This is a genomic window from Polynucleobacter sp. JS-JIR-II-50, assembly GCF_018687895.1.
Classification (GTDB): domain Bacteria; phylum Pseudomonadota; class Gammaproteobacteria; order Burkholderiales; family Burkholderiaceae; genus Polynucleobacter.
In genome coordinates, this window is sequence record NZ_CP061307.1 from 947919 (window position 1) to 961803 (window position 13885).

At 45.0% G+C, this 13885-nt stretch carries 12 protein-coding genes; 4 read left to right on the plus strand and 8 right to left on the minus strand.

Annotated features, from left to right (window positions below; translation table 11 throughout):
- Window positions 1–355 precede the first annotated feature (355 nt).
- Together FD963_RS04985 and FD963_RS04990 are read right to left on the minus strand one after the other, a co-directional pair.
- Window positions 356–949 carry a nitroreductase gene (locus FD963_RS04985; RefSeq protein ID WP_215363572.1) on the minus strand — a complete coding sequence of 198 codons (594 nt, stop codon included), beginning with the start codon at window positions 947–949 and terminating at the stop codon, window positions 356–358.
- Window positions 939–1406 (minus strand): nuclear transport factor 2 family protein, encoded by a 468-nt coding sequence (locus FD963_RS04990; protein WP_215340172.1) that lies wholly within the window; start codon window positions 1404–1406, stop codon window positions 939–941. Before FD963_RS04990 ends, FD963_RS04985 begins: the two co-directional genes overlap by 11 nt.
- 113 nt (window positions 1407–1519) lie before the next feature.
- On the opposite strand from FD963_RS04990, the gene FD963_RS04995 reads away from it, so the two are divergent.
- Together FD963_RS04995 and FD963_RS05000 are read left to right on the plus strand one after the other, a co-directional pair.
- Window positions 1520–2659, plus strand: coding sequence for an HPP family protein (locus FD963_RS04995; RefSeq protein WP_215363575.1), 1140 nt, complete (start codon window positions 1520–1522; stop codon window positions 2657–2659).
- Window positions 2656–3180, plus strand: a complete 525-nt coding sequence (locus tag FD963_RS05000) for an HPP family protein (protein ID WP_071467211.1) — start codon at window positions 2656–2658, stop codon at window positions 3178–3180. The genes FD963_RS04995 and FD963_RS05000 overlap by 4 nt, the downstream gene beginning before the upstream one ends.
- A 6-nt stretch (window positions 3181–3186) precedes the next feature.
- Here FD963_RS05000 and FD963_RS05005 read toward each other — a convergent pair whose 3' ends face one another.
- From FD963_RS05005 to FD963_RS05030, 6 genes are read right to left on the minus strand one after another with little or no spacing between them, the layout of a single operon-like run.
- The gene (locus FD963_RS05005; protein WP_071467212.1) at window positions 3187–3696 is read right to left on the minus strand and encodes an HPP family protein; all 510 of its coding nucleotides are present in this window, start codon (window positions 3694–3696) and stop codon (window positions 3187–3189) included.
- Between the two features lie 3 nt (window positions 3697–3699).
- Window positions 3700–4608 carry a DNA-binding protein YbiB gene (gene ybiB / locus FD963_RS05010; protein WP_215360115.1) on the minus strand — a complete coding sequence of 303 codons (909 nt, stop codon included), beginning with the start codon at window positions 4606–4608 and terminating at the stop codon, window positions 3700–3702.
- Between the two features lie 7 nt (window positions 4609–4615).
- Window positions 4616–7456, minus strand: a complete 2841-nt coding sequence (locus FD963_RS05015) for a nitrate reductase (protein WP_215363577.1) — start codon at window positions 7454–7456, stop codon at window positions 4616–4618.
- Entirely contained in the window at window positions 7449–7799 is a 351-nt protein-coding gene (nirD, locus tag FD963_RS05020; protein ID WP_011902842.1) for a nitrite reductase small subunit NirD, read from the minus strand. The genes FD963_RS05015 and nirD overlap by 8 nt, the downstream gene beginning before the upstream one ends.
- Window positions 7792–10242, minus strand: a complete 2451-nt coding sequence (gene nirB / locus FD963_RS05025; RefSeq protein ID WP_215363580.1) for a nitrite reductase large subunit NirB — start codon at window positions 10240–10242, stop codon at window positions 7792–7794. The genes nirD and nirB overlap by 8 nt, the downstream gene beginning before the upstream one ends.
- Window positions 10239–11534, minus strand: a complete 1296-nt coding sequence (locus FD963_RS05030; RefSeq protein ID WP_251367328.1) for a CmpA/NrtA family ABC transporter substrate-binding protein — start codon at window positions 11532–11534, stop codon at window positions 10239–10241. The genes nirB and FD963_RS05030 overlap by 4 nt, the downstream gene beginning before the upstream one ends.
- A 151-nt stretch (window positions 11535–11685) precedes the next feature.
- Between FD963_RS05030 and cobA the strand changes: the two genes are divergently transcribed.
- On the plus strand, window positions 11686–12489 hold the full coding sequence (gene cobA, locus FD963_RS05035; RefSeq protein WP_251367329.1) for a uroporphyrinogen-III C-methyltransferase: 804 nt from the start codon (window positions 11686–11688) through the stop codon (window positions 12487–12489).
- A 20-nt stretch (window positions 12490–12509) separates the two neighbouring features.
- Window positions 12510–13883 (plus strand): CmpA/NrtA family ABC transporter substrate-binding protein, encoded by a 1374-nt coding sequence (locus FD963_RS05040; protein WP_215363582.1) that lies wholly within the window; start codon window positions 12510–12512, stop codon window positions 13881–13883.
- Window positions 13884–13885 lie beyond the last annotated feature (2 nt).

The window sequence follows — 13885 nt, forward strand, 5'->3', positions numbered from 1 at the left end:
GAAACATGGATTTTAGTAAGTTTGAATGGGTTACTCGGGAGTAGGGTCTGCCTTCTAAGCCATATAAACAATAGGTTTATTGGACATTGGTAGACTTATCGGGAGGGACAATTTTTAGATCTCGTCTCCGCCAGTACTTTTGGCATTTTTTCTGTTTTTCACTATATGCATCAATGACTTAGCCTCATAACCGGGGCTTTTTCTTTATTACTCCCGCTTACCAGCACGCTTACCACTCAAGCAATATTTGATTCCGGATGTGTGGCTAATGCAATTTAAGCTAACGATTACTCAGCACACCTTGATGGCATGGTTAATTAATTGTTGAGAAGCTAAAAAAGTTCAATAGATTCAGCTAGAAAACTGAACTGTAAGAATTTGCATCAGGCCTATGCTTATTGGGCTTATGAACCGAGATAGTGCCGATAGTGATGAAGCACAGAGGCTCCTCTTTATCTTTAAATAAAAATAATTCCCTCATCTTTTGGCTGTAAAGAGCCTTACCGCTTGATAGTCCTGAGCCAAATCCTAAAGCATTAGCCATTAGCAAAATATTTTGAATTGCACACCCTGCGGAGATGAGTTTTTCTTGCTCGGGAATATTGTCAAGTTCATTGTTCAGCTTAGCGGTTGCCAATAAAAGCAAGGGGCCTCGAAAAGCTTTCTGCTTTGCTTCATCAATTTGAGTTAGCGTTGCGCTTGGGTCTCTTGCTATGAGTGCGTCTGCAAATAAGTCACCTAATAAATTACGACTTTCGGGACTGACTTCATAAAAGTGCCAAGGCGTTACCTTTCCATGGTCGGGAGCGGCTCCAGCCGCATTCAAAATTTCTAATTTCTGGGGTAGGTTAGGGCCTGGTGCAATCAGTCTTTTAGGAGAAACATGCTGGCGACTATGGATCAGCGCATGAGCAAAGCCTTCGAGTGAATCTAAATTATCAGAAGCCAAAATCACTTAGTCCTGGATGGTCATCAGGCCTTCTTCCTAGGGGCCAAAAAAACTTTCGGTCAGATTCTTTAATGGGTAAATCATTGATGCTAGCGAAACGTCTCATCATGAAACCATTTTCATTGAACTCCCAATTCTCATTACCAAAGCTTCGCGACCAGTTACCAAAGTCATCATGACATTCGTAGGCAAAACGAACCGCAATGCGGTTATCTGTAAATGCCCATAATTCCTTAATCAGGCGGTAGTCAAGCTCCTTGGCCCATTTGCGGCGAAGAAACTCTTTGACTTGTTCTCTGCCTTTAGGGAATTCAGCCCGATTTCGCCAAATAGTATCTTCCGTATAAACCAGGGAAACCTTCTCGGGATCTCTTGTATTCCAAGCATCTTCAGCCATTCGAATTTTTTGAATTGCTGTTTCTTTAGTAAAAGGGGGTAGGGGTAGTTTTTGTTCCATAGTATTTTGCGGTTAATCTTTCGGAATAATAAGAATAAACAGGGATTTGCATACAATAGCAAAATTAGTACCACTTTTGGTGCATTCAAAATAAGCCTTTAATGAGATCGCTTTTGAGACATTTTTTTAAAAAGTTAATTACCATTTTTCTTCCGGAAACTACCTCAGTTTCTTGGTTAGAGAGGTTTAGATCGGCTTTAGGAGTTGTGCTGGGCTTGCTCGCAATAATGGGTCTTGGTTTATTGCTTGCAAGTTACGGAAACGCATCACCATGGATTGTCGCCTCGATGGGTGCCACTGCATTTTTATTATTTGTCTTGCCCTCAAGCCCAATGGCGCAACCATGGGCGGTTATAGGGGGTAGTTGCGTTTCTGCTTTGATAGGTGTTGCTTGTACGCAGTTTGTTCACGAATTGCCATTATTAATCCCCCTGTCCGTTGGGCTCGCAATTTTGGCAATGTTTACTTTGCGTTGCTTACACGCGCCTGCTGCAGCTTTGGCCCTTTTGATTCCTTTGGGCGGAATGGTAGACTTTCATTTTGTGCTTTTCCCGGTCTTGGGTAATGCTGTTTTATTGGTTTTGTGCGCAGTTATTTATAACTCCCTAACGGGCAGGCCATATCCGCAACGCCCTAAGGCCGTCTTGGATTCATCTCCACTGCAAAAACGAAATCGTAAGATCGAGGACCAAGAAATTAACGCTGTCTTGGAGAGCTATAACCAAGTACTAGATATCAGTAAGGATGATTTAGCCAATCTGATTTCTCAAGTTGAGCATGGGGCATATCAAAAGAAGTTGCAAGGTATGCTGTGTAAAAATATTATGACCACTGAAGTCTTATATGTTGGCATGGATTCACCTTTGGATCAGGCATGGAATCTTTTACGCAATCGTCATGTTAAAGCGTTACCGGTGATAGATGGCGCACGTAGGGTGCTTGGGATCATTACTTTAGAGGACTTTATTAAAAGTGCGGCGGTTGATTTTCATCAAAGCTTTGGGCAACGCATCAGGGGGTTTATGCGAGCCGCTGTTCCTGGCTTAAATAGCTTACCAAATGCAGTTGGACAGGTAATGAGTAAGCCGGTAAGGGTAATTAGTGAAGATCGAAATATGCTTGACTTGGCTGAGATATTTTGTGGTGATGGTCATCACCATATCCCCGTAATTAATGATAATAAGCAGTTGGTAGGAATGATTACTCAGTCTGACTTTGTAAAAGCTATTGACCAATCCATTGATATCAGATGAAAAATATTTTCAGAAAACTGATTAATTTCTTTCATCAAATTGCACCACCTCAGGACCAATACTCTTGGTTTGATAGGTTGCGAGTATCGATTGGTGTTGGCCTAACTATTTTTGCGATAGCCCTATTGAATCTTCTATGGGGTGATATGACTCAAGATGAGAACATGGTGACGGCAGTTTTTGGAGTCAGCGCTTTATGCATTTTCCTATTTCCCAATAGTAAATTCTTTTCGCCCTTAACTTTAATAGAGGCAAATCTATTAGCTTCCTGCGTAGCCTTCATTTGTGTTTATCTGATGCCATCGATTTCTGTGGGCATTCCATTCGCCGTCATTGGCACGATAGTTGGAATGTATTTACTGGGGTGTATGCATCCGCCAGCGGTTTTCTTAAGTATTTTTATAGTAATGGCTGGAACTAATAGCTATAACTTTGCCTTGCATCCTGTTTTGGCCGACTCTCTTGTGTTGACCTTGGCGAGTTTTTTAAACAAGGCTTTAATAAAGCGTTCGTTAGGCTAAGCTGTGCTACCCCCAAACACTCCAATCCTTGGATTGTGGTGAAGGTTCATTCCACTTCACTGGGTAATGCAGGGCTTTCCCGGGAGTGAGGCGACTCCAGATGGCTGCTACAACCGCAAGAATTGTCACCCCTACCAAAACTACTGCTACGAGATGGCCAAAGCCAGCGTGCGCCTGGATCATGATAAGTGGATTTGCACCAGCTGGCGGATGTACAGTTTGTGTAAGCAACAAGACCGCCAAAGTAATTACCTCCGCAAGCAAGTAAACCCATAAAGCATCATCAAAGAGCTGGTAGCAGACAATACCAATAAGTGCGCTGATGAGGTGCCCGCCAAATAAAGCTCTTGGCTGTGCTGCAGGAGCGCCAGTCAAGCCAAACAGAAATATCGTAGAGCCACCCAGTGATGCAAGCAGTAATGGTGATGCCGGTGGTTTTGTAACAATTAAAGCCAATCCAAGTGCAACCATTGCGCCTAGCGAAACCCATGCCAAACGTTTAACTATTTTGAGCATGACTTAGTGTAATCCAGCCATCGTAGATATTTGAATGGCTTGCCTGAGAATTGAGCTCGGACATTTGACTTGCCCAGATAGAATTTGCTCGGTAACGGATGCCGTTGAAATGGCGTCAATCTCTAAAAACGGTCTGAGATCTTCAAAGCGCTCTTCGGGGGTTGTCATTTCATTCGCATTTGGAAGCAAAAAATGCATTTCTGGCAATCGCTGCAGAGAAGCGGTTGGCTCACCCTCGCTTCCCCTCATCAAAATTGCATTTGCTGAACGAAGTTGAAAAAATTCTCGTAGTTTTTCTGGATATTCTGGGTGGGTGTAGTTAGAAACTTGCCAAGAGCTCTGAAGCGTTGGATTAATCAGTTTTGCCAGCACATGACCAGTATTCCGCAGACCAATTCTTTCTCTGATATCTAATAATTTTTGAAGGGCTGGGGAAATCACATTAAGAGGGCAAAAGATCGGTTGATTCAATGCCAGGAGGGCGCCAAATTCATCTTTGGACTTGAGAATTGGCCAGCCAAGAGACTTAAAAATTTCATGGCTCGTTACCCTGGTTAGATCTTTTTCGACCCCCTGAACAAGCACTGTAAAACCATAACTAGACAGCATGCCAGCAAGAAGTGGCGTTAAGTTTGCTTGCTTTCTAGCCCCGTTATAACTTGGTAAGACTATGGTGGGGCGTGTGCCAAGATTCAGTAAATTCAGATGCGGTTGTAGGGCGTCCATAAAGCCCATGAGCTCAGAGACAGACTCACCCTTGATGCGCATAGCAATACAAAATGCACCCAGCTCTAGATCGCTGACATTGCCATCTAGAATTTGTGTGAAGACTTCTTTTGCCTGATTGCGATCAAGGTCGCCGGCGCCTTTGCTGCCTCGGCCAATGACTTTTAAGAATGATTTGATGCTCATTGAAGGATTATGCCGCTACTTCCACTTTCTTGAGAAAGCTGACAATAATTTGCTTGACTTCGGGTTTGCAGGAACCACAATTGGTTCCACATTGCGTTTCAGATTGAAGAGAGGTCATGGCGTCTTCGGGGGAGGTTCCTGCTGGCATCTTGCTTAAGCATTGCTTCATTGTGTCTGCAGATACATTAAAGCAATTACAAATTGCCTTACCTTTGGGTTTAATTTCTATAGGGGGTTTGCTGACAGGCATCAACAAAGACCGACCAAGGGCTTTTGCATCTAAGCCGCTTTCTAGGTACTCTCTTAACCAGGTAGTGCTTGCTAGGCTTTCAATGGAGCCAGTCAGCATTGCAGATAGAACCTTCTCTTGAGCGCGAACAAGTCGTACTACGCCTCTGCGCTTATCGATATAGCGCATCACGGGCTCTCCAGATTCCTCATCCAACTTAAATTTACGTATTATTTGCTTTAAAGCTTGCGCGGCAAGAGAGTCTGATTCTTCTAGCGGGTCATCGTGGTGGGCGGCCTTGAATGAAATCCCAATGAGGTCACCATCCTGCTCTCTACCAAATAGAACGCATTGGGCGGAATCGAAATGAGGCAAGATGCTGCGCAAACTATTTTGAACAAAAAATACTTCTTCTTTGGAAAATAAGCCGAAAGCCACTAAATGCCAGGGAAGGTTTGCTGGCAAAATCTTGACGGCTGAATGTTTCAGTTCGGGCTGACCGGATACAGGGTCGATCATGTTGCAAGTAAGGCCGTTGACTCCGCGGCCCGGTGTTTTACCAGCAGCGCCTGAAATAAATTCAGAACCCCAGTGCATGGCAATAAAGGCTTGCGAGGAGGCGATATCGTCTGAGACTTTGATTGGGAAGATCTCACTACCCCTGCGACTGGTGACATGAACTAAATCACCATTTTCTAAATTCATCCTGCCAGCATCTTTGGGTGACATCTCCACACAAGGCTCTGGTGCATGTCCATAAAGTGTTCCAATGGTTCCCGTTCTACTCATCCCATGCCATTGATCTCTGAGGCGCCCAGTATTTAAGGCAAATGGGTAGCGAGCATCTACAGATTCTGCGGTTGCTTTATAGGGTGCAGCAATAAAGTGAGCTTTTTTATCTTTGGTAGGAAAAACGCCATTTTCATAAAGACGTTTTTTGCCAAAGAAATCTCCTTTGGGCATAGGCCATTGCTGTGGTCCGCGTTCCTCAAGGATTTTGTAGCTTAAACCAGTAATATCGAGATCGCGACCGGCTGTACTCTCACGATGCTCATTCCAAATATCCTCAGGTCCGGCGTAAGGAAATAGAGTGGATGTTCCTTCTTTTCTATTGCCTGGTAATAGCGCTTCAAGAGCTATTCCAATTTCAAGAGCGATCTGCCAATCATGTTTAGCAGACGCATAAGGATCAATTGCGGGATTTACTTTGGAAATTCTTCGCTCTGAATTTGTAACTGTCCCCACTTTTTCTGCCCAGGTAGTGGCGGGCAACAACACATCTGCATATAGGGTGGTGGCTGTGTGCGCATAAGCTTCCTGCACTACAACAAATTCTGCTTTGCTTAATCCCTCGTGAACTGCATTGAGATCGGGCATCGATTGTGCTGGGTTTGTACAGACGATCCATATGGCTTTTAGTTTTTCAGTACGCAATGCCTCAAACATGGGAATGGCACTAAGACCTGGCTTTTCGGGAACTGAATCCACCCCCCACAGGTTTGCAACTTCTGCACGATGTTCTGGGTTGGCAAGATCACGGTGTGCGGATAGTAGATTGGCTAAACCTCCAACCTCCCGACCACCCATGGCATTGGGTTGTCCAGTCAAAGAGAATGGACCAGCACCAGCTTTCCCTATTTGACCGGTGGCTAAATGTAAGTTAACTAAGGCAGCATTCTTGGCTGTACCTGATGCTGATTGATTTAATCCCTGGCAGTACATCGATAGGGTTGCAGGTGAAGTAGCAAACCATTGCGCCGCTTGGAACAAGTCTTTTTCATTAATACCGCAGATCTGACTTACTGCCTTAGGCGTGAAATCTCTAACCAAATCACGTAGCGCATCAAAATCCGCCGTATATGAGTTGATATAAGACTCATCAATCCATTTCTCCCAGAGCATGATGTAAAGCATCCCGTGATAGAGAGCAACATCAGTACCAGGTTGTATCTGTAGGTAGAGATCAGCTTCTTTGGCGGTATCGGTTTTTCTGGGGTCAACAACAATAACTTTGAGATCCGGATTATTTTTACGGGCATCCTCAAGACGTCTATACAAAATCGGATGAGCAAAAGCGGTATTTGATCCCGTAATAAAAATAGTGGATGCAGAATCAATATCTTCATAGCAACAGGGTGGGGCATCCATCCCCAAGGTTTGCTTGTAGCCAGCTACCGCACTAGACATACATAGGCGTGAGTTGGTATCAATATTGTTAGAGCCAATCAAGCCCTTCATTAACTTATTGAAGATGTAATAGTCTTCGGTCAGTAATTGACCAGACACATAAATGCCAACAGATTCTGAACCATGCTCTTGAATGATGTCGGCAAATTTTTGGGCAACAGTTTGAATTGCCTCGGGCCAAGAAATATCTACCGGCTCTTCACCCCTTGTTTTGCGGATGGCTGGTGAACCCAGTCGAGCCTGTATCTGAAGGCTTGGGTTTGCAGTGAGATGAAGGGTGGAGCCTTTACTGCAGAGTCTGCCAAAGTTTGCAGGATGATCGGGGTCGCCGCGAACCCCGGTTACCTCGATCTTTCCGTTACTTTCTGCGGTTTCAATAATGACGCCACAGCCAACACCGCAATAGCAACAGGTGCTCTTAACTTCAGCCATGAGTAGCTTGCAATTCCTCGCGGCTTAGCCAAACCACACCAGACTCTACTTTGACTGCAAAGGATTTAGCACAGCCTTCATCTGGGGCAACGGCACAGCCGGTGGAGAGATCTATATTCCAGGAATGCAGTGGACAGGTTACGGATTTTCCATGGACAATGCCCTGAGACAGGGGGCCACCTTTATGCGGGCACTTATCCAATACGGCAAATACTTCGTCTTCTGAATTTCTGAAAATAGCTATTTGACCAGCTGGCGCTTCAATAACCCGAGATCCCAGAACAGGAATCTCATCAACCGTTGTGATTTTTTGCCACTGATCAAGTTGGGCGGTATTAGACATTTCCAGCCTCGACAATAGGAATGGTTTTAAATTGACGAACATCTACACCAGCGCGTTCAAAGTCCTTCCAAGGATCTGGAGCATCCTTTAGATCAAACAGCAGTCTTTCATAGAGAGCTTTACGACTTTCAGCATCGTCGACCACCTTTTGCTTAATGTATTCCATGCCAACTCTTGCCAAGTAATGGACAGTTCGATCCAAATACCAAGCTTCTTCGCGGTACAGCTGTAAGAAGGCACCAGAATATTCACGAACTTCCTCATCAGTTTTAACTTTACAGAGAAATTCCGCCACTTCTGTTTTAATGCCGCCGTTACCACCAATATAAAGTTCCCAGCCAGATTCAACACCAATAATGCCAACATCTTTGATGCCAGCTTCTGCGCAGTTTCGTGGGCAGCCAGACACTGCAAGCTTCACTTTGTGAGGTGCGTACATACCGAAGAGCATTCTCTCTAGATCTACGCCCATTTTCATGGAGGACTGGGTGCCAAAACGACAGTGCTCATCACCAACACAGGTTTTCACTGTGCGAATTGATTTGCCATAGGCATGACCTGATGGCATATCCAACTCTTTCCAAACCGCTGGAAGATCATCCTTCTTGATGCCAAGTAAGTCAATTCGTTGGCCGCCAGTTACCTTGACTGTGGGCACTTGGTATTTCTCAGCAACGTCAGCAATTCTGCGTAGTTCAGAAGGAGTAGTTAGACCACCAAACATCCGCGGAATAACTGAGTAGGTGCCATCTTTCTGAATATTGGCATGAGCACGTTCATTAATGAAGCGGGATTGTGGATCATCTTTTGCTTCATGTGGCCATGTGGAGATCAAATAATAATTTAAGGCAGGGCGACAAGTCGCACAACCGTTAGGTGTTCTCCAATTAAGCTCGGCGCGAACTTGCTCTTGAGAAATTAAGTGGCCGGAGCGTATGGCTTGACGAATTTCATCATGAGAAAGATCGGAGCATCCGCAAATCGATTTCTTTCTGGGGGTTGCTGAATAATCTGTGCCAAGAACATTCATCAGCACTTGCTCAACTAGGCCTGTACATGAGCCACAGGAGCTGCTGGCTTTAGTGCATTTCTTCACTTCATCTAGTGTGAATAGACCCTGTTCCCGAATAGCCTTGACAATGGTGCCTTTGGTAACCCCATTGCATCCGCAGATTTCATCTGCATCAGTCATTCCGGCAGCTTTATTGTGGCCTTGATGGCCAACATCGCCAATATTGGATTCACCAAACATCAATGTGTCACGAATTTCTGCAATGCTTTGTTCGTCACGCATGAGCTTGAAATACCAAGTGCTATCTGCTGTATCGCCAAACATGCAGGCACCAATTAAACGATCATCTTTAAGAACTAATTTTTTATACACGCCACCAATAGGATCGGCTAGAGTAATTTCTTCAGTGCCTTCGCCCCCCATAAAGTTACCAGCGGAGAAGAGATCAACGCCCGTTACTTTCAGTTTTGTTGACGTTACGGAGCCTTCATAGCGCCCGATACCGTGTTCGGCAAGGTGATTTGCACAAACCTTAGCCTGCTCAAATAAAGGCGCAACCAAACCATAGGCAGTTCCACGATGGCTTGCGCACTCACCAACTGCATAGACTCTTGGATCAAACGTTTGCAGAGTGTCATTAACAACGATGCCTCTTTGGCAATGTAAACCTGCAGATTCGGCTAAAGCTGTATTGGGCTTAATACCCGCCGCCATAACAACTAGGTCAGCCGGTATTTCTAACCCACCTTTAAAGCGGATATGGCCGACACGATCGCCAGCAGTATTAGGGGTAATTGCCTCAGTAGAAGTTTTCAGTAAAAACTTAAGACCTTTTTCTTCCAAGGATTTTTGTAGTAAATCAGCCGCTGTTTTATCTAGCTGTCTTTCCATCAACCATTCGGCAAGATGGACCACGGTCACACTCATACCCCTGAGGGCTAGACCATTTGCAGCTTCTAGACCAAGCAGACCGCCGCCAATGACAACCGCATTTTTGTAACGCGTCGCCACATCAATCATCTCATTGGTATCTTTAATATCACGATACGCAATCACGCCAGGTAAATCATTTCCTGGAACGGGCAAGATGAATGGCAAAGAGCCGGTAGCCAGCAATAATCGATCGTAGCTTTCAACAGTGCCATCATCGGCAATAACCGTGCGCTCTTTGCGATCAATCTTAGTTATGGTTTTGCCAAGATGAAGATGGATGCCATTGCTCTTGTACCAATCAAGGTCATTTAGAACAATTTGCTCGAGAGTCTGTTCTCCAGCCAATACTGGGGACAGCAAAATACGGTTGTAGTTGGGATGGGGCTCAGCACCAAAGATGGTGATGTCATAAAGCTCTGCGTCGAGCTTTAATAATTCCTCGATGGTCCGAACGCCGGCCATCCCATTGCCAATCATGACGAGTTTTTGTTTTTTCATGCTTTGATCTTGAAGCTATCTGCATAAGCAGCAGGGTTGGAGCCATTCCACACAACACCATCAAATAATTTGCTGGAGCGCATATCACTTTTTGGTAATGGGGTTTTTGAAGCCGTAGCCGCATCTTTGTAGATGGCGATGTTGTTAACCTTCTTCGCCACTGCCAAGTAATCTGGATGTTCTTTGAGCAATCCCCAGCGCTTGTGTTGGGTCATAAACCACATGCCATCAGACAGGTATGGGAAAGTTGCCAAACCGTCGTTATAAAACTTCATCGCATGCGGGTCATCCCAAGTCTTGCCGATACCGTTGTTGTAGCGACCCATCATGCGGTCTTGAATCACGCTGACATCGGTATTGACAAACGAAGGTGCAGACACGACTTCTGCAGTTGCATGTTTGTTAGAGGTTGATGCATCAATATATTTTCCTGCCTCCAAGATTGCAGCTGTCACTGCGCGACAAGTATTGGGATACTTCTTTGCAAAGTCAGAAGTTGTACCCAGCGCCTTCTCTGGATGATCTTGCCAAATAGCTTGTGTAGTAATGGCTGTAAAGCCAATGCCGTCGATGATTGCACGGGCATTCCAGGGCTCACCTACACAATAGCCATCCATATTTCCGCTACGCATATTCGCCACCATTTGTGGGGGCGGAACAGTGATAATTTTCGCGTCTTTAAATGGATTAATGCCGTAGTTCGCTAACCAGTAGTAGAGCCACATAGCGTGTGTACCAGTTGGGAAAGTTTGCGCAAAAGTGTAGTCACGCTTTTCTTTATCCATAACAGCTTTAAGGCTTGCCCCATCAGTAACGCCCTTTTGGTAAAGCGCTTTAGATAAAGTAATTGCTTGACCGTTATTGTTTAAGGACATCAGGAGTGACATATCTTTTTGTTGTCCACCGATACCCATTTGCAGTCCGTACATCAAGCCATACAGAATGTGCGACATATCATTTTCACCATTGACTAGCTTGTCACGGATTGCAGCCCATGATGCTTCTTTAGTGGGGATGATCTTGACGCCGTATTTCTTATCTAGACCAAGATGGTTGGCCATGACAACAGAAGAGCAGTCTGTAAGGGCAATGAAACTGACCTTTACATCCGTTTTCTCAGGGGCATCTGAGCCTGCCGCCCATGCACCCGCTCTAACCATTGGGTCGATTAAGGACAGAATGCTTGCAGAGCCAATACTTTGGATAAGTTTGCGACGCGTAGGATTCGCATCAGCAACAGTGGGGGTAGTAGCTTCTGGTAATAAACCGCTAACGCTTGTTTTTTCTTTCATGCTGAGCTCCTTTAGTCGATAACTAACAATAAAGAAGTTATGAGTCCCGAGATAAGAGTGGTGGCTCAGTATTGGTGCACCAAATCAAAGCATGGGCACTTTTGGTTCACACAGAGAATTTAGGGCTATTGCCGACTGTTACAAATGATGCATGGAACAAATTGCACCAAGAACAGTCAAAGCACCCAAAATAAATGGAGTGATGTCTGGCGTCTACCTCATTGGTGCTGGGCCTGGAGCCTCTGACCTCATTACTGTTCGGGGCTCAAGAATTTTGGCTCAGGCAGACATTGTTTTTTATGACGCACTCATTGATATTTCTATGTTGGAGTGGTGTCCTGGCACTAGGATGGTGCAGGTAGGGAAAAGATGCGGATCACATTCAAGCTCTCAGCACTTCATTAACAAGCAATTGGTGGATGCTGCAGGCAAGTACTCAGTAGTTGTGCGCCTAAAAGGCGGGGATCCGATGATCTTTGGTCGTGCGCAGGAAGAAATTGACGCTCTTGAGAAAGCAAACGTGCGCTATGAGATTGTTCCAGGCATCACTACTGCCTTAGCGGCCTCGGCAGAATTAAAGCAGCCTCCAACTACGAGAGAGTTAAGTAGAACCCTGACGCTGACTACTCTTCCTGGCCGTTGCGCACATGAAGATCATAAAACCGCTATTTACTATATGGCGCGTGATCAGCTATCTGAGGTTGCGACAACTTTGATTGCTCAGGGCTACACGGTAGATACGCCTGTTTGCTTGATGGAATCGGTTAGCCTGCCAACGCAACGCAGTTTCGCCTGCACATTAGATGAACTGCGCTTTGGTGATGTTCATCATCATTTTTTAGATAAGCAACCTGTTGTGGTGATGGTCGGAGAGGTTTATAGAAAAAAACTGCATACGCTTATCCCATTAATCGAGTCACAAAATCATTTCAACGCATTGCAAGCGGCATCTTAATTACTTACTAGGAGCTATAAATGAATTCATATCGTCCTTTTGATCCAGTTAGACCTCTGTTTAGCAACCGCTGCAGCTGTGGACATCATGCATCTGAGTTAGATCATGCAAACTCGCTTTCAGCAATGATGGATGCCGAGCAGCAAAGCGCAGATTTTGTTGAGGCCAGCTTAGTTAAGGCTCTTTTTCCTCAAGAAGATCGTAGACGCGCGTTTTTAAAGGCTGTTGGAGTAGGTGGAGCAATGAGCGCTCTCTCAGGCTTCTTGCCAGTAGGGTCCTTGCAGGCAATGGCGCAAGAAAAAGCGCCATTAGAAAAACCAGACCTAAAAATTGGCTTTATCGCAATTACTTGTGCGACTCCACTCATCATGGCTGACCCACTAGGTTTTTATAAAAAACAAGGCCTGAACGTTACGCTTAATAAGACCGCAGGTTGGGCTTTAATTCGTGACAAGATGCTCAATAAAGAGCATGATGCCTCACACTTTTTATCACCAATGCCGATCTCAATGTCAATGGGCTTGGGTTCTGATCCTTCTCAGATGCGTGTGGCCACAATTCAGAACGTGAATGGTCAGGCTATTACGTTAGCTAACAAGCATAAAGATAATCGTGATCCGAAAAACTGGAAAGGCATGAAGTTTGCTGTTCCATTTGAATACTCAATGCATAACTTCTTGCTGCGTTATTACGTAGCTCAAGCTGGCTTAGATCCAGATAAAGACATTCAGATTCGCGTTACACCTCCACCAGAGATGGTGGCTAACTTACGTGCTGGCAATATTGATGGTTTTTTAGGGCCTGATCCATTTAACCAGCGCGCAGTGTATGACGAGGTCGGATTTATACACATCCTGACTAAGCAGATTTGGGATGGTCACCCTTGCTGTGCTTTTGGAACCTCAGAAGAATTTATCCGTAAGAATCCAAACACCTTTGCAGCCCTCTATCGTGCAGTCTTAAATGCTTCGACGATGGCGCGTGATCCTGCGAATAGACCTTTAATTGCTAAAGTAATTTCTACGCCAAATTACCTTAACCAGCCCGAGACAGTTGTAATGCAGGTTCTCACTGGTAAGTTTGCAGATGGTCTAGGCAATGTGCAAAACGTACCAGATCGCATCGACTTCAACCCAATTCCTTGGCACTCCATGGCAACCTGGATGTTGACCCAAATGCAGCGCTGGGGCTATGTCAAAGGCGATGTGAATTACAAGGACATTTCTGAAAAAGTATTCTTGTTGACCGACGCTAAAAAGTATATGGGTGAGACTGGCATTGCAGTTCCACCATTAGCTAAAGTGGGATACAAAAAAGACAAGATTATGGGTAAAGAGTTTGACCCTAGTCAGCCAGCAGCCTATTTGAAATCTTTTCAAACTAATAAAGCATGAAC